We start from the raw sequence: 20845 nt of genomic DNA, 5'->3' as shown, positions 1-20845 counted from the left end.
GATTATTCAAATGTAGGTGCTTTATAATTTGCTGTTACAACTTTTTTACGAGTATAGAATTCTACGCCGTCTTTTCCGTTTGCAGGAAGTGTACCATAGAATGATGATTTCCAGCCAGAGAATGGGAAGAATGCCATTGGAGCTGGAACCCCTAAGTTGATTCCTAACATACCTGCATCAATGTTCTCACGGAAGTAACGGATGGAAGAAGCATTTGATGTATAGATACATGCACCATTTGCAAATTCTGATTTATTTGCTGTTTCAACAGCTTCTTTTATGTTTTTCACGCGAACAATGGAAAGTACAGGTGCAAAGATTTCATCCTTCCAGATAGACATATCTGTTGTTACTCCATCGAAAATAGTTGGTCCAACGAAATATCCATCTTCAGGTAAACCAATTTCACGTCCGTCACATACCAGCTTCGCACCTTCTTCGATACCCTTTTGGATATAACCAAGTGTGCGTGTTTTATTTTGTTCTCTAATAACCGGTCCTAAGAATACACCTTCATCTAATCCGTTACCGATTTTTAATTCTTTAGATCTTTTAATTAATAGATCAAGGAACTCATCTGCAATACCTTCTTCAACTGTTACAACCGCACATGCCATGCAGCGTTCACCAGCTGAACCAAATGCGGATGCAATAACATTTGTTGTAGCTAATTCTAAGTCAGCATCATTTAATACGATGGAGTGGTTTTTAGCACCTGTTAGTGATTGAACACGTTTTAAATTTTCGCTGCCGCGTTTGTAAACATATTCACCGACAGGTTGTGAACCAACAAATGAAATCGCCTTAATTGCCGGGTGATCAAGGATTCCGTTAACCACATCATGCGCACCATTTACAATGTTGAATACACCATCAGGAAGTCCTGCTTCTTTAAGCAATTCAGCTAACTTTTGCGGTAAAAGCGGTGTTCTTTCAGATGGCTTTAATACGAATGTATTACCAACTGCAATCGCCATTGGGAACATCCAGCAAGCTACCATCATTGGGAAGTTAAATGGTGTAATTCCTCCTACAACCCCGATTGGATAACGATAGTTCGTAATTTCAACATCTGTTGCAATCGTTGTTAATGAATCACCCATCATAAGTGTTGGTGCACCTGCAGCAAATTCTACATTTTCAATACCGCGGCCAACCTCACCTAATGCTTCAGTTAAGTTTTTACCATTTTCAATTGTAATTAAGCGTGCTAACTCTTCCTGATTCTCTTGTAATAATTGTTGGAATTTAAACATGATTCTAGCGCGTTTTTGAACCGGTACGTTCTTCCATTTTTCAAAAGCTTTCGCTGCAACTTCTACTGCATGGTCCACATCTTCTTTTGTTGATAGAGGAACTTGCGCAATTAACTCACCTGTTGCTGGATTGTACACATCTTCATATTGTGCTGTTTTACTTTCTACCCATTCACCATTTATAAAGTTTTTAAGTTTTCTAACCTCTGCCATGTGTTTCTTCCTCCTCAAGTTTGAACATTATTCTGTATTAGTAGCTATCATTCTAGTAAAATCTTAATTAGTTATTGATATAGTTTTGATAACCTTCTAAAAGTTAGCCTTTTCTTTGGTTTTAATTCTGTTTTTATTAACTTTTGGTTATGTTTTGGTTATCTTTGATTACATCTTAATACTAAAAACGTTTTCAGTCAACCGTTTTTTTTGCTTTTCTTTTAAATTCAAACCATGTGTAAACGATTTCATTCTAATCATTTATTAAAAGTTCGATTTTTTATTATTAACTATTGGTTATATCTTGATGATGTTGAATTAATCATAATATGATTATTACCATCAGTCAATCATTTTTATATAGGACCCAACTTCCACGATATGAACTCCTCCCCACTGTCCAAAAAGTGCTATAATACTGTCTGAGGTGAAGACATGGCACGTGAGCGAAAGTTTTCTAAAGAGGAGTTATTTCATGAAACAAAGGAGCTTCTCCTTCTTCATGGCTACGAAGGATTCTCCTTTAGTGTTTTAGCAGACCATTTACATGTTTCCAGAGGAACGATTTACAAATACTACGATAATAAGGAGGAGTTAGTGACAAGCCTGATGATTCATGAAATGAATCAATTCTTGTCTGATCTAAAAGAAATTGAACAATACCCAGGTTTTGATGCCCAATTTGATTTTCTTTTGGAAGTTATTTTAAAGAAGAGGGAGATTCACCGATTTATTGGAATAAACGCTCAAATTCCCATTGGTACAAATGAGAGCGTAAAGAAGAATAAAGAGGTATTGGATAAGCTTCATCTCGATATGTATGGCTATCTGCAAAACTTTATCCAACTTGGAAAGAAGGAGTCTAAATTAAAGCCTCATCTCGCTAATGGGTTAATGCTGGGATTTATCTTTCAATCTGTTGCGATTCCAAACCACTTTGGTATTCCGCACGCCGAATGGATTCAGTCCATAAAGGAAATAATTAGTCATGGCATGCTAGTTTCTAAATAATTGACACTACTGTCACTTTGATTGATAATGAGAACTGACATTGGTGTCATTTACTATTCACAAAAGTGACGGATGTGTCACTTTAAACTTTTTATTCTCATGAAAGGCGGCGTAATAAATGATGACAAGAGGAATGAAAAAATGAAAACAATTATTCATCATATTACTGATTTCGTGACAACTAAAAAGGGAATGTGGATTACCCTAGTCACTTGGCTGGCAGTTACACTTCTTTTAGCCGTCTTTGCACCAAGTGCAAAAGACTATGAAGTTTCAAGCATTGCTACCCTGCCAGATGATGCTCAATCTGTTATCGCTCAAAATAAAGTGGATCAATATTTTTCAGAGGATGATGGAACTCCAGGAATACTTGTCTTCCAATCTGAAAAAGGAGAGATTGACGCAACACAGCTAATAGACTTTTTTACAAAGCTTGAAAAGGAAATCGATGGGGTTGAACAAGTAGTACCATTTGCTTCCCTGCCTCCTCAAGCAGTTGCAGGTTTCTTTTCTGAAGATAAACAGACAGCTGTGATTCCGCTAACCTTTGACCCGAATATAGACTCAAAAGAACTACGGGAAAAGCTGGAACAAATTCAAATTCTAGCAAAGGATACAACTAGTTTGAACCTTTACATTACTGGACCTGCCGGAATTGCTGTCGATTCCTTGAATCTTTTCTCACGTGCAGATCTTGTACTGATTTTTTCAACAGTTGGTTTAATCCTCATCTTATTGATTGTCATTTACCGTTCACCATTATTAGCATTAATCCCGCTTTTGGCAACGGCTTTTGTCTATGAGGTCGTCTACCAAATCCTTGGACTAATAGGGAAAGCCGGGCTGGTAATGAGCAGTCAAACGTTATCGATTATGACCATCCTATTATTCGCTGCGGTCATTGATTACTCATTGTTTGTCTTCTCCCGCTTCCGTGAAGAGTTAAAGGTACACGAAAATAAGTATGAAGCAATGAAATGGGCGATGCGTGAAACAGGCATGCCGGTATTCTTTTCCGGAGGAACGGTATTAGCTGCGATGCTCGTCTTGTTCTTTGCAGAATTCGGCGACTATCGTAATTTTGCTCCAACCTTTGCGACAACCATGGCCGTCATCATGCTGTCATCTATCACTCTAGTACCAGCACTGTTTACGCTTTTTGGAAGAAAATCTTTTTGGCCAAAAGTACCGCATGTCGGTGATAAGCATATTAAAAACCACTCAGTGTGGAGTAAAATTGCTCGATTTGTTACAACAAAACCCGGCTTAGCTGCTGGCATCATCGGCATTATCTTACTAGTATCTGCGAGCAATATGGTCAATCTCAACTATGAGTTTGATACGATGAAGTCTTTTCCTGATGATATGCCTTCGAGAATGGGGTATGAGATTTTAGAAGAGAATTTTGATAAAGGCGACCTAGCACCGACCACGGTTCTGTTTGAAGGAAAGGATGCCCTCACGAAAGAAGATCAGGATCGATTGATTGCTGTGTTATCAGAACAGGAAGGCGTGAACAATGTCCGCCTCAGCGACTTGACCGAGGATCAAAAGGTCATGAATCTAAGTCTGACATTTAAGGAAAGTCCTTATGCAGTTGAAACGATGAATACTTTGGAGAACATAAGAGAGATGTCAGATCAATTAGTGGCCGATAGTGATTTGAACGGTACACTCCACTTTGCCGGTGAAACAGCGAAAAAAGTGGATGACCGGGCGGCTAATAATAGAGACCTTGTCGTGATTGTACTGTTAGAAACCTTGTTAATTTTCCTATTATTAATTGTTCTCACAAAGTCATTTAAGATGCCTATTTACATGATGGGTACCATTTTAGTCTCTTTTCTTGCAGCCTTAGGCTTAGGAATGTTCTTAACCAATTTATTCTTTGATATCCCTACGATTTCAAATCGAGTACCGCTTTATTCCTTTGTCTTCTTAGTGGCGCTAGGAATTGACTATAATATTATTTTAATCTCGCGCTTCCAAGAAGAAAGAAGACAGCATCCTGTTAAAAAAGCGGTAGAAATAGCCGTTTCCCATACAGGAGGTGTGATTTCCTCCGCTGGAATTATTTTGGCCGCAACCTTTGCCGTCCTTATGACACAGCCAGTGGAGTTATTATTTGTGTTTGGCTTTATTGTTGCAGTCGGCATTCTTTTAGATACATTCTTGATTAGAGGAATTTTATTACCAGCCCTCCTTGTATTACTTGAAAAAGATCAAGTAAAAGAAACAAATTGATAAAGTGAAACTTCCATCCGTGGGGGTTTTCTTCATCCCCCACGGATGGTTAGTTGAGGCCCACAGGATGTGGGTCACACAGACGTTGCCACAGATGTGGCGTTCTTAGTCTGTGATTCCACAAGTGGACCGTTAAGAGTGGGATAAAAGCCGATCCAGTTATGCTGAGGCAGACCTGGATCGGCTTTTTCTTTTTTCACACCAACATAATACTTGCTTACTAATAATAAGCTAATATATGAATTTATTATCAGGAAGCATAGAATCTAGGTGAATTGCCGATGGATAGAAAGCGGAGGTCATGATACTGAAATTAAATAAGGCTTTTTCCTACAGCAAGATTTTTGTTATTGGCAGTGGTTTCTTAACGTTAATGCTTGTTTGGACCTTTTATAATGCTTATATGCCGCTTATTCTAGGGGGATTTATTGAAAGCAGGGCCATCCGCGGTGCGATTATGGGGCTGGATAATTTACTTGCCGTTCTTCTCATTCCCATTATTGGAGCTTGGTCAGATCAAGTGAAAACAAGAATAGGAAAGCGGCTTCCTTTCATTATCATCGGGATGCCCATTGCCGCTCTTTTCTTTATATTAATTCCTTACGGTGCTGCTGTGTCTTTCTGGCTGCTCATCACCATTGATATTATTTTCTTACTTGCGATGACGCTATTTCGGGCTCCTGTAATTGCCCTCATGCCTGACCACACACCTACAGACAAAAGATCGTCTGCTAACGGGGTCATCAATTTTATGGGTGGCATCGGATCCATTATCGCCCTGTTCGGCTTATCTTTACTATATGACTGGGATCGTACGTATCCCTTTCTAGCTGCAGGTCTTCTTCTGCTGTTGACCTTTATCCTGCTCTTTACGACAGTTGACCGCAATCCACCTTATGGCAGCAGTACGGCAGCTGATTTGGAAGAAACGAAAGTGTCCCATTCCTTTATTACTGATTTTCGGCAGCTGACAAAGCCTGAATTTAAAGGGCCGCTGCTTATTTTACTGGCTATTTTTGTTTACTTTATCGGGTATGCCGGGGTAGAGGCGTTATTTACGGTTTATGCAGTTGAATATTTAAATATGAAGGAAAGCGCCGCCGGGGTCACACTAGGCTTTTTCAGCCTTGCCTTTCTTCTTTTCGCGATTCCGGCGGGAATATTAGGAAATAAATGGGGGAAACTGCCGCTCATGCGTGCAGGACTTATGCTCCAGCCTATCTTCTTTATCAGCATTCCACTCCTGCCATTACTCCAGTCTCAATTCCCTGCACTAAATGAAATCCTATTGTTACAGATCATCCTCTTTAGCGGAGGAATTACATGGGCACTTGTGAATGTTCAAGCTTATCCCCTCGTAGCTGACCTAGGAGGAAAAGACAAAATTGGCTTTTTCACCGGCTTATATTACTTATTTTCCATGGCCGCGGCCATTATTGCCCCTAGCATATTAGGACTCATGATGGATTTATTCACACACCCTGCCCTTTTCTATAGCTCAGCCATCAGCTTTGTCCTCGCTTTTTACTTACTAAGGAAGGGAAGCCGGCATATCAGCTAATGCGATCTTTCAACGTAAGGGATTCTAGGAGCAGGGGGACAGTTTCGAACCGTGTACCCTGCTTCGTATTCTTTTTCTGCCTATACATTTCCTACTACTTTTCCTACTGCTTTTATTACTTCCAGTCTGCTCATTTTTTCTTTTCCATTCATTAAAGCCTGCAGCGTACCATGTGCCAAAGCCAAAGGAATTTTGCAGAACTTTAGAATCGAATCATTTTTGATATCTTTAACGTACTGGTCGGCCAACTCAAGATTTCGGCTGGCATAGGCAAACATATCTTCTAGTTTCCATCCATCTGGAAAGAAGCTGACACCGCGATCCTTATCCTCATGATGGTTGCGAAGAATATTAACTGCCTGTAAGCCCCGGCCAAATGCAATAGCTAAATGTTCATCGGCATCTGTCTGGTCATACCACTTCCATATATCTGTCAGCATCACGCCTACTAGACCTGCTACATAATACGTATATTGATCTAAATCCTCTTCATTTTGTATTTTCCAATCTTTATTTACCCATTCAGCCATCCCTTTTGCCATTATCGATGTTGATTCCAATACCTTGTCGACAATCGTTTCCGGACAAACCTTAATCCACTCAGCAAGCTGTAAAGTGACCTTTGGCAGCTGTGACTGATACGGCTGGAAAAGGGCTGTTAATTCATTCTCATGAAAAGGCTTCTGGAGAATTTGACTAATGGAAAATAAAAGATGGCTTTTATCCTTTGATTGAAGTTTGGGATGATCTTCAATTTCATCAATTGCCCTCATACATAAGTAAGCAGATGCAACAGCTTCCTGTAATCCTTTTGCCAGATGACTGATTGGGATATAGAATGTCCTGCTCGTCGCCTTTAGCGTATCTCTAGCATTTTTATTTAAATACTTTGTTTCGCTCACTCAGTATTGCCTCCTTACTTTCCTGTAAAAGCAAAATTTTTCCCATTAAAAAAACGATAGTTGGAGAAAATTTGTTAGATAATACAAATAGAATGTAAAATTCCTCTATTTTAAATTATACGATTATAAAAGCCAATAAACAACACAGACCATTTTATAACCTACTTTTCCCAAAATTAGTTTGACTAATAAAAAAAATAAGCTCTATAATATAGTGAAATAGTGAACAAGGAGGCCTTTATGTCATTTTCTGTCCTTATGTATCATGAAATAAGAAAAGAACAGGAGTTTAACCCGGAGCAGCCGTCACCTATTGATGTAAAGCAGGATTATACCGATTTTCTTCCATCGCCGCTCTTTGTAACTCTTGAACATTTTGAAGAACAAATGGCTTATTTACATGAACAAAACTACCACACATTAACATTAGCTGAAGTAAAAAATTATTATCTCGGAAAAGAAATTCCTAGGAATTCGGTACTGCTTACCTTTGATGATTGCTTTCAATCGGTCAAAGAGTATGCCTACCCTATTTTAAAGAAATACAGCTTTCATGCAGTAGCTTTTGTTGTGACAAGCTGGCTGCACGATACATCAAAGGAATTTAATCCCGAAAAGTCGATATGTATGACGAAAAAGGATTTAGCGGATATCTCAGATGTTTTTGAGTATGCGAATCACACCCACTCCTTTCATCAAAGGGCAGATGCAGCAACAAGCAGGATGATGGAAGCAAGTGATGAGGAATTTGCGCAGGATCTTGATAGGTGTAATGAATTTGTAGAAGTAAAGGATGTTTTTGCTTATCCATTCGGATTATATAATGAACGAAATGTATCACTCTTAAGAAAAAAGGAGTTTTTATTAGCCTTTACAACGGAAACTGGTAAAAATGATCGGCGGACCGACCCGCTCACTCTTAAGAGAAATGCCGTTCCTTATTTTCTCAATTTAGATGCTTTCAAAAAAATAATCTAGTAAACGATTGGAGAAAAGGTCGATGAAAAAACGATTAATCGCTTTATTATTACTTGTATTTTTATTCCTTTTATCAGCATGCGGGAATGAAGGAGCCGAAAAGGCGGACGACGCAAAGGAAGAACCAAAACCAGAAGCGAGTGTAGAAGAGCCCAGCGGTGAGGAAATGACAATCGGCGTACTGCCTGCTGAATCAGCTATTCCGATTATTTTAGCGAAAGAGCAAGGCTTTTTTGAAGAGGAAGGCGTTAATGTTTCGATTAAAAGTTTCTCCTCTCCTAATGACCGAAATGTTGCTGTGCAGGCAAAAGAACTGGATGCTGCTATTGGCGATGTCATGACAGAAGCTACATTTAAGGATAATGGAATAGATATGAAAATCACCTCTGATATCAGTGAGGATTTCAAGATTCTTTCGTCACCAGATTCCGGTATCACGGAAATAAGTGGATTAAGCGGCAAAAAGGTGTCCCTTGTCCCAAACTTTATTTTAGAGTACATAATGGATGAATTTGCGAAAAAAGATCACTTTGACTATAAGGTTGTTGAAATCCCTTCTTTCTCGGGAAGAGCAGAAGCCTTACTATCCAATCAAATTGATGGCGTTGTTTTTACGGAACCGCAAGCAGGTATGCTAGTCAAACAAGGAGCCCATCTTCTAGGCAGTTCAAAGGAAGCAGGTATCAAGGGCGGTACCATTCAATTTACGGATGAGATGATTGACTCAAAACCAGGTGATATTAAAGCCTTTTATAAGGCCTATAATAAAGCGGTAGATTATATGAACGAAACAGAAGCTGCCGAATACAGTAACATTCTATCGAAATATCAATTCCCTGAACAAATGAGCACATACTTATCCACCATGGAGGATGACTTCGCCCATGCTGGCAAGATTGACAAAGAACAATTTGATAACATTATCAAGTGGACAAAGGAAAAAGGCCAGATTAAGAAAGAATACACTTACGAGGAATTAACTGATTTCAGTTTCATTGAATAAACTTTGGTGTCAGGCACCGTAAAAAGACTTTGGTCTTTTTGCGGCGCCTGACACCTTTTCTTTTATTTTGCGGCCCATGGTGTCAAGTGGGTTTCTAGTAAATCTAACAGTTTAAAGAAGAGCAACCCAATAAAACCTAGAACAATAATCCCGCAAAACATCTCCTCATAATTCATTTTCGTCCAAGCGCTCATAATAAAGTAGCCAACTCCATATGTTGTGGCATAGTTTTCCGCAAAGAATAACGATGCAAGGGAAATGCCAATACTGATTCTCAGAGCTGAAAATACCTGCGGCAGAATGGATGGAATGATAAGAAAGCGATACTGCTGTTTGATTGATGCAGAATAGCTTTCCATCACCTTAAAGTGCGAGACGGGTATCCTCATCACCCCATCTCGGACAGATAGAATCATCTGAAAAACAACAATCCATATAATCAGCATAATCTTTGAGACATTCCCGAGACCAAATAAAAGCATAAACACCGGAAGAAAAGCAACCTTTGGAATCGGATAAATATAATATAAAAATGGAGAAAACAGACGATTGGCCTTTTTATTCACTCCAAGAAAAATACCGGCCGGAATTCCAAGCAGTATGGCAATGCTTAGAGCTGCCAGCACTCTTAGAATACTTCCAAGCGAATGAAAGCCCAGAACATCTATGACGGTAAAGAAATAGGAGAATGTCTCAAGCGGTGACGGGATAGTATGCGTTTGGACAAATAGATAGATGATTTCCCAAAAAACAATAAAACTAAAGAACCCGACAATCAATTGATTACCAGCGATTTTTCGTATGATGTTCATTTCATTGGCAGCTCCATATTCATTGATTTTCTTATTTCTATACAGGCCTCATAGAACCCAAGCTGCTCCTTTGCATCCTTTTGCGCAAAGTAAGGGTTCTTCATTTCTTGTATTGTACCGTTTTTATTTAGAATTAAAATAACTTCACCTAAGAAGACTGCCTCTTCAATATCATGCGAGACAAACAGCAGGGTCGTTCTTAATTTTTGCTGCTGCGCTAATATTAGCTGCTGAATATGTTCCTTTGTCATTGAATCTAAGGAAGAAGTTGGCTCATCCATTAACAGCAGCTCAGGTTTGCTGATTAACGCTCGTGCAATAGCGACCCGCTGCCTTTGCCCACCGCTCAGTTCATGAGGATACTTATCCTTTAGACTCTCGAGCTCCATTTCTTTTAATAAGACAAGAATTTGTTCTTTCGCCTTTTCTCTATTTTTCTCCTTCTTCAGCAATAACGGCATCATAATTGCTTCCATGACCGTCTGCCATGGAAAAAGACCTAAATCCTGAAATAAAAAGGCTGTATTTCCTTTTGACTTCTTTATCGGCCCGCCCCCGATTGTAACACGGCCTTGACTGGGCTGAATAAACCCCGCAATTAAATTCAACAATGTACTTTTGCCAGCACCAGACTTACCAATCAAAGCATAGGACTTTCCCTTCTTCAAGGACAGCTCAACATGATTTAGAATAAGCTGCTCTCCAAATTGAAAAGAAATGTCACTTATCACCACAAAGTCCTCATTACTCATAAAGTCTCATCCTTTAACAGAAGATATGATCATAATATCACAATGAAGGAAGCAAAGTGCAGTACCTGTAATACATTCAGACTATTTAAAAGTAATAGAAAAAACAGCAAGGCTGCCCCTGCTGTTTTTTCTTAGCTATCTATTTAATAGGATACCAATGAAAGAAAGCGGATAAACGACTTTGTTCATTTTGTAAGAAGAATCCCCTGCTCCTGTATCATGCTAGTCAGCCTGTCTTTCATTTCATTTGATGTCGTGATCACGCTGCATGAATGTCCTTTTGCCTTTATGATGAACTCATATCCTTCGTTCACTTCTTTTGTATAGCCATAGTATCTGTGATTTTGATCAATCGGAATAATCTGAAATGATTTGATCTGTTTCCAAGCGATATACCTGTTTCCACAAAGGAGACCGGCTTCAACTATCGCGAATAAATTAAAAGAGTTTCGTGAATGAACTAACGGAAGGAGCAATAATAATTGATAAGACCAATTTAGATCCCATCCGATAATAAACATCGCTATAACAAAGAGCAGCATGAAGGAATAAAGTATGATACCCCATTTTTGCTTAGAATAGGTTGGAGAGTTAACTACTTTTTGAGGAAAAATTCTAACCGCATTCTTTTCACTATCCGTTGCCGGCACTATAATCGTTTGATTCATTTTTATTAATAGTTGAACAAATCGATAGGTATAATAAACAACTGCCATTAAAAATAGAATATTGAATACTAATTTCAATGGATTCACCGCCTTTAACACTTTCACCTCATGTTCATCTACGAAACAAAAGGTCTTTTCGTTTCACCTTGTTTGAGCACTCAGACTTAGATACCTAGTAAACTTACGTTTGATTCCTATATATCCAACTTATTAAATCGACATAGGAATTCTTTTTCTATCATGTATGAGTAGTAAACATAGTTCTTCCGCTAGATATTTGACTCATCCGTGTGAAAAGGACTTTTCACACGCCTTTCAGCTCCGCTGAAAGGTTGCGATATGGTCATGAAACGGGAGGAGAAAACTCGTTTTCTCCTCCCGTTTCATGACCATATCGCTTAGATGAATCAAATATCCACTAGTATATATCGAAATATTAAAAAGAACATATATAATTAATGGTCAACGAAAAAGGGAAGCAGAAGAATCGACGCTCTGCTTCCAAACCGGAGAAAACCCCTTCTACTGCTAATGTTTATACCTTCTTTTTCTGTTTAAGACAAACAGACTGCCTCCGAGTGTGAGCACGGATATAAATTTGCTTGCCAATAACAAATACGAGGTGGTTTGAGAATCTATTGGGATGTGCGGAAAGATTACTAAGAAGTAAACGATAACAAGTCCAGCTATTAGAATAATATAAGCATGATCAAAAGCTTTATTAATAATTTCCTGTCCTTTCACATCCTCTGAACTTCTTAGAACAGTAACAGCATAAGTAAATACTAATATGATAAAATAAGCGATAGTTATCACAACAACAGAAACATCAAGATTCATTTGTATGACTGCCCCCTTTGTATTCTAATAGGTACTAGGATGATCCAAGCAGGATGGCAACATATACAGTTGTTACTTATATAATCCGTACGTCTTATTCACATCTTGAATAAAGATGATTCCATTGCCCGGTTCATCTATATTTATTTTTTTCCTTATCGAATCGATAATGGCATCCGTGCTTTCTTTTTCTGACAGTATCAGGACAATCTCTTTCTCCGGTTCAATAGCCATAGCAAATACTTTACTTGTTTCATGGATTCCCGAACCGCGTGCATTTATAATTGTACCACCCTTTGACCCTGCTTCAGCTGCTGCATCAATCACATATTCCGCATTCCCTTTTTCTACAATCACCGTAATCGCATGATACATGATAGTTTCTGCACCTCTTCCTTCTTTGATATTATCGCTTTTGCAGCTCCTGGCCCCAATAATATGACCAACAGAAGTAGTAAAGGCAATACCATGATTTGGTTTTGAGAATTTGAATTTCTCATTAAGCTTTTCAAGGGATTGATGGACTCTTTCTTTATCACAAACCATCAGCACAATTTCTTTTCTCACATCAGATAAAGCCAAAAATTCCAAGAGGCGGTTCTTGATGGTGCCTTTCCCAAGCAATACAGTTCCGCCCGGCATCCCGCATTTCTTAGCTGTCTGTATAACCTTGCTGCCTAAACCAAAGTCAACAATAATACATATTAATTCAAAGTCAGCCGCTTCAGATTGACTCAACATCCTTAACCATTCCTCCTTTTTTCGATTTTAATTTAAACACAAGACCCAAAATCTGCAAGGCAATTAATGGCGTCAATGCAACCATCGCAATCATACCAAATCCATCCACTAATACGTTGGCACCTTCTATAGATTCTGCTGCACCCTGTACAAAGGCCAGGATAAAAGTCGCTGTCATCGGTCCTGAAGCTACACCACCGGAATCAAAGGCAATTCCAACAAACAGTTTTGGAACAAAATAGCTCATAGCAATCGCTATAATATAGCCAGGTAATAGATAGTGCCATAATTGTAGTTCAGGAATAATAATTCTAATCATGGACAAAGCAACCGCAAGACCTACTCCAAGCGAGAGAGTGCCAATGACTACTTTTCTCTGCACATAGCCACTTGTCACATCCTCGATTTGATGTGTTAATACATGAACGGCTGGTTCAGCCAGAATGGTAACAAGTCCCAATATAAAGGATATAATTACAACATATGCTTTATTATCTAAAGATGCAATACTATGTCCAATCGCTGTGCCCACATCCATAAAACCGGCATTCACTCCAACTAAAAACAATACAAGTCCAACAAATGTAAATAAAAGACCCATCAGTATTTTCCTTACCGAATTTTTAGACATCTTAAACGATATTTTCTGGAAAATAAGAAAGAGTAAAATAATTGGCAGCAAAGCAACAACAATTTCCCCCGCGATCATAGGCAGTTCATGAATAAACGGACCAATAAGAGAAACGGTATCCATTTCATGGTGCTCGAGGCTTCCCGAAATTTTATCCGTTTTCGAAATAATATTCATGATCATAACGGAGATAATCGCTCCAGTAGACGCAATGGCCACAAGCCCAAAGCTGTCCTTCTCAGAGGCTTTACTGTCTTTCTTCAGTACTGAAACACCCAGGGCAAGCGCCAGAATAAATGGTACAGTTAACGCTCCTGTTGTCGCTCCCGAGGCATCAAAAGAAATCGCTAAAAACTCAGGTGACGTAAAGATGGCTAGAACTAAGATGATGAGATATAAAATGGTTAATAATTTATAAAGAGGAAAGTTAAAAACAATTCTAACGAGGCCTACACTAATCAATGCACCAATACCAATCGAAACTACAGCGACAATACTCGCTTTTGAAATCAAACCTGACGTGACTAAATCAACCTGCCTTGCAAGAATATGCAAGTCCGGCTCGGCAATGGAAATAAAAAAACCAAGCATCAATCCAGCTGCGACAACAATCCAGACCTTATTTGATTTTGCAATCGTCCCCCCCATCGATCGTCCAATCGGTGTAATTCCAATATCAACGCCAAATAAAAATATAGCTAACCCAATAATGATGAGAATAGCTCCAATAATAAAACGGAAAATTAATACGGGGTCAAGCGGGGCCAAAGTAAAATGTAAAATCAGAACGATTATAGTAATGGGTAAAACAGCGTACAATACTTCCTTTATTTTAGAAGCTAATACATTCAATGAAAATCATCCCTTTCCATTCAACTTTAATGAGGAAAAACGTTAATAACACCTCTTTCATTTATTATTTTAAAGTTTCAGGCAATCAAGTAAAAAAGCCTGTTACAAAAGGACATACTTATCCCTTTGTGACAGACTCCACCTATTAAAATCTATGAATTTATAGTTTTATTGCATAAGAGAACATTAGAAGTTATTCCTATATCTATAGTAACATACCTTTGCACTTTCCTCTAACAATATAGCCTTTTCCTACCTTTATCATATTCTGAGACTGATACGACTTCCATGCAGCCATCGGAAGTCATTTCCGATGTTCAATCCGATGAAACATTCTATCCGGCACAAACATCAGAAATGACTTCCGAAGTTTATTCCTCTCAAAATTCAACTTCGGAAACCATTTCCGAAAACCATTCCGAATTCCTCGCTCGTTCGGAAAATACTTCCGTTGTTTGTTCCGCATTATTTAAACAACAACAGACAAACAACAGCATGCAGGAGAGTTTAACAAATTTGAAACAGAGGAAATCCGTCCGTCTTTCGTTCCTCAAGCAAAACAGATTTCGTTCGAATACGGGATACCTAACATATTCAAGGGCAATGCTGATTATGACAGAAAAAGCATTTCTTTGAATTTTTGTTTTGTAAAATTTCTACTCTTTTTCTCAATTTCCGGCTCAATTGACCCCTTTTCCAGCTGAAAACGTATAAATTCCGGCTGAATTGGTATATTTTACGGCTGAAATTCGCATTTTTGGAGATTCGAACTCTTTTCTATTTCACGGTATTTTAGTGGTACCCGGGAATACAAGGAATGGTGCACGTTCCGAAAGGTGTCCAAGCATGGACTTTGAACAACTAGCCGCTGAGTATTCGAACATGATTCACTCCATTATTCATTCACTGCATATTTACAAAAATCAGGATGATTTTTATCAAATTGGCCTGATTGCTCTCTGGGATGCAAGCAAAAACTTTGATGAACAAAAAGGGAAGTTTTCCACATATGCCTATAGCTTTATTAAAGGGAGAATCCTCACTGCGCTCAAAAATGAGAAAAGGCACGACGATCACTCTTTCTATCCAGATGAAGAGTATTGGAATCTATTAAACTGTGACACAAGGCTCCTCGAAAAAGAAATGCTCTTAAGCTACTTCCACCACCTGACAGAACGTGAAGAAAAGTGGGTCCTTCAGCGCTTCTACTACGGTCTGTCAAATAGAGAAATAGCTGAAATGGAAAAGATGCACTTAACGACCGTCCGCTCCTGCGAAAGACGTGCCATGCAAAAGGTAGTTGCTCTCAACTAGAGCATGTGGTCCTATCGTAGTTTTTATATAAAAGGTTTTGTTAACGTTGATCTTTATAAAGCACATGAGCAAAAAACCGAAGTGCAACTGATTTCACCTCAGTTGGCCTTCGGTTAAGAATATTATTACTGTGTAAGAAACAGTAATAATATTCTTAACTTAGAGAAATATAGCTAATACCTTTTTACTGATGAAAACATCTCCTCCGTAGTCATTTCACTGATAAATTCTAACATCAAACTTTTTCTAGATTAGACAAACTAAATTACATTTGGGAAAGTCGGAAATTTCATTACATAAGTTTGACACACATATTAGAGATTGCTAATATGATAGCAACAAAACACATTAGCTCTGTCTAATATGTTAGGAGGGTTATATTTGAAAAACAGCAATATTGACATGAAAGTAAAATTAATTCATGGATTTTCTAATAAAACTAGGATTCAGATTCTTGAAAGTATAAAAGACCAGGAAAAAACTGTTTCACAGATTGTAGAAGAGATTAACGGCAATCAATCAAATATTTCTCAACACCTTGCTTGTTTAAAAGGATGCGGAATTATCGTAGGGAGAAATGAAGGAAAATACTGTTATTATAGCTTGCGAAATCAGCATATACGGGATCTATTGACCATGTTTGATGTCGTTCTTGAGGATGTTCAAAATGATGTGGCATGTTGCGAACGTCACATAGATTAGGAGTTGGTTGGAATGGCGGACAAATGCTGTGGTTCAAAAGAAAAGGAACCACTTATAGCAAAAGAAAACACTAACACTGTATTAACCGATACTTGTTGCAGCAGCCAAATTGAAAAAGAAGACATACATGTCATTCAAATAGAGAGCTGCTGTAATCATTCATCTTCATCTAAATTATCTGAAGAAAAAATGGCTATTGCATCTTGTTGCAGTAAAGAAAATGAAGACGCTCAAGAAAAAGCAGGCTGCTGTTCAAGTAAACTTGAAGTGCCTCAAACAGTAAATAAACTTTCAACTATAGGTGAACAAGCTGAATTTCGCATTTACGGAATGGATTGCCCTTCTTGTGCCTTAACCATCGAAAAAGGATTAAGTAAATTAAAGGACATTCAGGAGGTAAAGATAAATTACAACACCGCAAAACTACAATTAGTCGGTAAAGATAGCGCTTCTTTTGACCAGATAGAAAGTGAAGTTCAAAAATTGGGCTATACAATTGAACCCCTTAAACAAAATAAAAACGTGAGAACGTACAGTGTGGAAGGAATGGACTGTGGGAGCTGTGCTAAAAGTATTGAAAATCATTTAAATACTCTTCCAGCAGTTAAAAGTGTAAGTGTTCACTTTTCAACTGGAAAAATGAAGGTTGAACATGAAAACAGTGTGGAAGAAATCGTTTCAGAAGTATCTAAAATTGGTTACAAGGCTTCTTTACTAACAAAGAACAAGCTAGCCGAGACACCGAAAAACAAAGAAGGATATGGGTCCATTATCTTTTCGGGTATTTTAATTGCACTTGGTTTTATTGGCTCTTATGCTGGAATCTCTTCTTTAATGACCACTTTAATGTATGCAGTTGCAATGGTCATAAGTGGGTATAAACCAGTAAAAAGCGCCTACTATTCTATTAAAAGCCGATCATTAGATATGAATGTTCTTATGTCAGTAGCAGCGATCGGAGCTGCCTTAATAGGTGAATGGTTAGAAGGGGCAACGGTAGTCTGGTTGTTTGCTTTAGGAACGACCCTTCAAAATATGTCAATTGAGAAAACAAGAAATTCAATACGTAATTTGATGGATTTAGCACCATCAGAGGCATGGATAAAAATAGGAGCTCAATTGGTCAAAAAGCCAGTAGAGGAAGTTTCAATTGGTGAAATATTAATCGTAAAACCTGGAGATAAAATCCCATTAGATGGTGAAATTATTGAAGGTGTATCAAGTGTCAATCAAGCACCAATAACAGGAGAATCGATTCCTGTTGATAAAGAAGTCGGAGACACTGTCTATGCAGGTACAATTAACGAAAGCGGATCACTTGAAATAAAAGTCATCAAGTTAGTTGAAGATACGACAATAGCTAAAATCATTCACTTGGTAGAAGAAGCACAAGAACAGAAAGCACCGACGCAGGCATTCGTTGATAAGTTTGCAAGTATTTATACACCTATTGTCTTTATCTTAGCATTAGCTGTAATGGTTCTACCCCCTCTCCTTAACGTTGGTACATGGGATGAATGGTTCTATAAGGGGCTTGAACTATTAGTTGTCGCTTGTCCATGTGCCTTAGTTATTTCTACACCTGTAGCTATTGTTTCTGCCATCGGAAATGCGGCAAAGAATGGTGTATTGATAAAAGGAGGTACATTTTTAGAAAAAGCAGGTGCTATAAGTGCAATTGCTTTTGATAAAACAGGAACATTGACTGAAGGAAAACCAAAGGTATCTCAAATCAAAGGATTTAATACATTAGAAGACGAATTATTATCCATCGCTTTAACACTTGAAGAATATTCAACCCACCCAATTGCAAAAACAATTGTGGAATATGCTCATGTCAAAGGTATTAAAGCAAAAAATGGTGCGTTATTTAAAAACATTGTAGGCAAAGGTGTTCAAGCAACAATTGATGGAGTTATCTATTATGCTGGTAATGCAAGACTTTTTGAAGAAATGAATATCCCCCTAGGTACTGTAATAACAGAAATTCAAGAATTACAGAGCAAAGGAAATACTGTCGTTATTATTGGTACACAACAAGATATTATAGGTATCATCTCAGTTGCTGATTCAATCCGTACGACTACTATTAAGGCATTAAGCGGATTGAAACAAGTCGGAGTTCATCAAGTTGTCATGCTAACTGGTGATAACGAAGGCACAGCAAAGATGATTTCAAAAGAAGCTAATGTTAATCGTTATTTTGCAGAACTATTGCCCGAAGATAAGGTAGAGGCCATTAAGAAATTACAACTCGAAGGTCATAAAGTAGCAATGGTCGGAGATGGCATAAATGATGCTCCTGCACTTGCAACGGCTGATTTAGGAATTGCTATGGGTGGAGCAGGAACGGATACAGCAATGGAAACCGCTGATATTGTTTTGATGGCTGATAACCTTGAAAAGCTGCCGCACACGATTAAATTAAGCAGGAAAGCATTATCAATCATCAAACAAAATATTTGGTTCTCATTGATCGTTAAATTTGTTGCATTAGTTCTCATTTTCCCAGGATGGCTTACACTATGGCTAGCCGTATTAAGTGATACAGGAGCTGCCATCATTGTCATCTTAAATGCCTTACGTCTATTAAAGGTGAAAGAATAATCAAGTGGTGGACCAGCTCAATCCAATGGACGAACAAGAAGAAAAGAATGGAATCTATTAAGTCAGCTAGCATTTAACGGCTTACTAGGCCTGCCAAAAACATAAAAGAGACTCCGAAAAGTCAGCTGTCACTGATTTTTCGGCAGTCTCTTTTCCCATTGTATTCCCCTACACAATTTGAACGAGAAGAATCTCATCTATAATCGGAATCTCCCTTTTTAGCATTGCTAAAAGACTCTCATCTACAGTATCATCCACTTCGCAAATCGTAATCGCAGGACCATTGATTTTTGAACGTTCATTCCCCATACGGGCAATGTTACACCCCTTTTCCTGAATAATCCATGATAGATCTGCAATGACTCCTTTTCGATCGGAATGGCGAATTATTAGCGTTGGCCGTTCACCACTAAACTTTAACGGATAACCATCAAATTCCTGGACTTCCACTTTACCTCCGCCTAAAGAACTGGCTAATACCTTCACCTTATGCAACTCTCCGGCTAATTCAATCAAAACAGTGTTCGGCTGGTAGCTTCCAAGAACTCGTTTTGTAAATTCATACTTTAATCCATTTTCTTCGGCTAATTCTTTCGCATTCAGAATAGCATCATCCATTATTGTTAACCCAAGAACACCTGCTAAGAGAGCTAAATCTGTGCCGTGTCCCTGGTAAGTTTCAGCAAAAGAACCCATCAGAGTAAACTTTGCAAATAGAGGTTTTTCGTTTAAAAGCTGGCAAGCAATATTACCAATCCGAACAGCTCCGGCTGTATGAGAGCTCGAAGGACCCACCATTACAGGACCAATGATATCATAAGCACTTTGGTGTTTTACCGGACCATTGGCATCAGATTTCCCACCTAAAATCTTTTCTCTTATTTGTTTCCCTGCTGGAGTTCCCGCCAAACCTCCCATTCCCGTTTCTCTTAACGATGCGGGCATTTGCTGTCCAACCTCATGCATGACTTGTATGACTTCATCCGGAGGAATTAAGCTAATCACCCCAGCTAACGCCATATCTGCCGCAGCTAGAGCAGTAACGGCATGTAAACCGTTACGATAAATGCATGGGATTTCTACGAGCCCGGCAACAGGATCACAAACCAATCCCATTGAACTTTTCAACGCAATCCCAACCGCATGTCCCACTTGCTTCGGTGTTCCGCCAGCAAGTTCCACCAATGTACCTGCAGCCATCGCAGTGGCTGATCCAATTCCAGCCTGGCATCCCGCTTCACCGCCTAATAGCGAGGCTTTATTGGCAATCACTAAGCCAAGTGCAGCAGCAGTAAAATTCGACTGGACGATCTGGTCACGAGTAAATCTACCGCTGTCTAGAGCATGAACAAGTACAGCTGGCAAAATCCCAGCTGAACCGGCCGTTGGTGTTGCTACAACTCTCCCCATCGCCGCATTAACCTCTGATACTGCAAGTCCGTTGGCTGCGACCTGTAAGGTTGTAGAATGGACAAAAGAGTTCGCCGTTTTAGCATACTCATAAAGCCGATGCCCATCTCCCCCCGTTAAACCTGTACGAGACATGACTGGACTCTGAGTTCCTTTGCGAACAGCCTCCTCCATGACTGTAAATTGTTCGGACATTTTTTCAATAATCGTCTCTCTCGATAAACCTTTCTGTATCTCTTCTGTTTTTATCATTAATTCTGCAATAGTTATATTCTCACGCTCTGCCGTTTCAATTATTTCCTGTAAATGTGTAAAAGACATGTTGTCACCCCTTTAAGCTAATAGAAG

At 38.7% G+C, this 20845-nt stretch carries 17 protein-coding genes; 8 read left to right on the top strand and 9 right to left on the bottom strand.

Translation table 11 applies throughout. The features are described from left to right. Nucleotides 1-2: 2 nt before the first annotated feature. The gene (locus F4V44_RS21025; protein WP_150441971.1) at nucleotides 3-1469 is read right to left on the bottom strand and encodes a CoA-acylating methylmalonate-semialdehyde dehydrogenase; all 1467 of its coding nucleotides are present in this window, start codon (nucleotides 1467-1469) and stop codon (nucleotides 3-5) included. A 435-nt stretch (nucleotides 1470-1904) separates the two neighbouring features. Between F4V44_RS21025 and F4V44_RS21020 the strand changes: the two genes are divergently transcribed. The 3 genes from F4V44_RS21020 (at nucleotide 1905) to F4V44_RS21010 (ending at nucleotide 6285) form a co-directional block, all read left to right on the top strand. Next, the gene (locus tag F4V44_RS21020; protein WP_150441970.1) at nucleotides 1905-2480 is read left to right on the top strand and encodes a TetR/AcrR family transcriptional regulator; all 576 of its coding nucleotides are present in this window, start codon (nucleotides 1905-1907) and stop codon (nucleotides 2478-2480) included. Between the two features lie 141 nt (nucleotides 2481-2621). Continuing rightward, nucleotides 2622-4724 carry an MMPL family transporter gene (locus F4V44_RS21015; protein WP_150441969.1) on the top strand — a complete coding sequence of 701 codons (2103 nt, stop codon included), beginning with the start codon at nucleotides 2622-2624 and terminating at the stop codon, nucleotides 4722-4724. A gap of 301 nt (nucleotides 4725-5025) precedes the next feature. Continuing rightward, a complete protein-coding gene (locus F4V44_RS21010) occupies nucleotides 5026-6285 on the top strand; it encodes an MFS transporter (protein ID WP_191090796.1) in 1260 nt (419 codons plus the stop codon). Between the two features lie 80 nt (nucleotides 6286-6365). Here F4V44_RS21010 and F4V44_RS21005 read toward each other — a convergent pair whose 3' ends face one another. Then, nucleotides 6366-7187, bottom strand: coding sequence for a squalene/phytoene synthase family protein (locus F4V44_RS21005; RefSeq protein WP_150441968.1), 822 nt, complete (start codon nucleotides 7185-7187; stop codon nucleotides 6366-6368). A 240-nt stretch (nucleotides 7188-7427) separates the two neighbouring features. Here F4V44_RS21005 and F4V44_RS21000 point away from each other — a divergent pair, with 240 nt between their 5' ends. Together F4V44_RS21000 and F4V44_RS20995 are read left to right on the top strand one after the other, a co-directional pair. Further along, on the top strand, nucleotides 7428-8165 hold the full coding sequence (locus F4V44_RS21000) for a polysaccharide deacetylase family protein (protein WP_150441967.1): 738 nt from the start codon (nucleotides 7428-7430) through the stop codon (nucleotides 8163-8165). A 22-nt stretch (nucleotides 8166-8187) separates the two neighbouring features. Beyond that, the gene (locus F4V44_RS20995) at nucleotides 8188-9168 is read left to right on the top strand and encodes an ABC transporter substrate-binding protein (protein WP_150441966.1); all 981 of its coding nucleotides are present in this window, start codon (nucleotides 8188-8190) and stop codon (nucleotides 9166-9168) included. A gap of 62 nt (nucleotides 9169-9230) precedes the next feature. Here F4V44_RS20995 and F4V44_RS20990 read toward each other — a convergent pair whose 3' ends face one another. From F4V44_RS20990 to F4V44_RS20965, 6 genes are all read right to left on the bottom strand, one after another. Next, the gene (locus F4V44_RS20990) at nucleotides 9231-9980 is read right to left on the bottom strand and encodes an ABC transporter permease (protein ID WP_150441965.1); all 750 of its coding nucleotides are present in this window, start codon (nucleotides 9978-9980) and stop codon (nucleotides 9231-9233) included. Beyond that, nucleotides 9977-10732, bottom strand: a complete 756-nt coding sequence (locus F4V44_RS20985; protein WP_150441964.1) for an ABC transporter ATP-binding protein — start codon at nucleotides 10730-10732, stop codon at nucleotides 9977-9979. Before F4V44_RS20985 ends, F4V44_RS20990 begins: the two co-directional genes overlap by 4 nt. A 185-nt stretch (nucleotides 10733-10917) precedes the next feature. Beyond that, on the bottom strand, nucleotides 10918-11478 hold the full coding sequence (locus F4V44_RS20980) for a hypothetical protein (protein ID WP_150441963.1): 561 nt from the start codon (nucleotides 11476-11478) through the stop codon (nucleotides 10918-10920). Between the two features lie 450 nt (nucleotides 11479-11928). After that, nucleotides 11929-12240: a hypothetical protein gene (locus F4V44_RS20975; RefSeq protein ID WP_150441962.1), complete on the bottom strand. Its 312-nt coding sequence runs from the start codon at nucleotides 12238-12240 to the stop codon at nucleotides 11929-11931. A 72-nt stretch (nucleotides 12241-12312) separates the two neighbouring features. Continuing rightward, on the bottom strand, nucleotides 12313-12981 hold the full coding sequence (locus F4V44_RS20970; protein ID WP_150441961.1) for a P-II family nitrogen regulator: 669 nt from the start codon (nucleotides 12979-12981) through the stop codon (nucleotides 12313-12315). Next, entirely contained in the window at nucleotides 12965-14464 is a 1500-nt protein-coding gene (locus F4V44_RS20965; RefSeq protein WP_150441960.1) for a DUF1538 domain-containing protein, read from the bottom strand. Before F4V44_RS20965 ends, F4V44_RS20970 begins: the two co-directional genes overlap by 17 nt. Before the next feature lie 846 nt (nucleotides 14465-15310). Here F4V44_RS20965 and F4V44_RS20960 point away from each other — a divergent pair. The 3 genes from F4V44_RS20960 to F4V44_RS20950 all read left to right on the top strand — a co-directional run bounded on the left by F4V44_RS20960 (nucleotide 15311) and on the right by F4V44_RS20950 (nucleotide 19087). After that, nucleotides 15311-15778: a sigma-70 family RNA polymerase sigma factor gene (locus tag F4V44_RS20960; protein WP_150441959.1), complete on the top strand. Its 468-nt coding sequence runs from the start codon at nucleotides 15311-15313 to the stop codon at nucleotides 15776-15778. 402 nt (nucleotides 15779-16180) lie between these two features. After that, complete coding sequence (locus tag F4V44_RS20955; protein WP_396897509.1) at nucleotides 16181-16480, top strand: ArsR/SmtB family transcription factor; 300 nt, start codon at nucleotides 16181-16183, stop codon at nucleotides 16478-16480. Between the two features lie 12 nt (nucleotides 16481-16492). Beyond that, nucleotides 16493-19087 carry a heavy metal translocating P-type ATPase gene (locus F4V44_RS20950; protein ID WP_150441957.1) on the top strand — a complete coding sequence of 865 codons (2595 nt, stop codon included), beginning with the start codon at nucleotides 16493-16495 and terminating at the stop codon, nucleotides 19085-19087. 168 nt (nucleotides 19088-19255) lie between these two features. Here F4V44_RS20950 and sdaAA read toward each other — a convergent pair whose 3' ends face one another. After that, the gene (gene sdaAA / locus F4V44_RS20945; RefSeq protein WP_150441956.1) at nucleotides 19256-20818 is read right to left on the bottom strand and encodes an L-serine ammonia-lyase, iron-sulfur-dependent, subunit alpha; all 1563 of its coding nucleotides are present in this window, start codon (nucleotides 20816-20818) and stop codon (nucleotides 19256-19258) included. Between the last annotated feature and the right edge of the window lie 27 nt (nucleotides 20819-20845).

It is taken from the genome of Niallia endozanthoxylica, from assembly GCF_008710145.1.
Taxonomy (GTDB): Bacteria; Bacillota; Bacilli; order Bacillales; family Cytobacillaceae; genus Bacillus_BD; species Bacillus_BD endozanthoxylica.
This window is presented reverse-complemented; position numbering and strand designations above follow the sequence as displayed.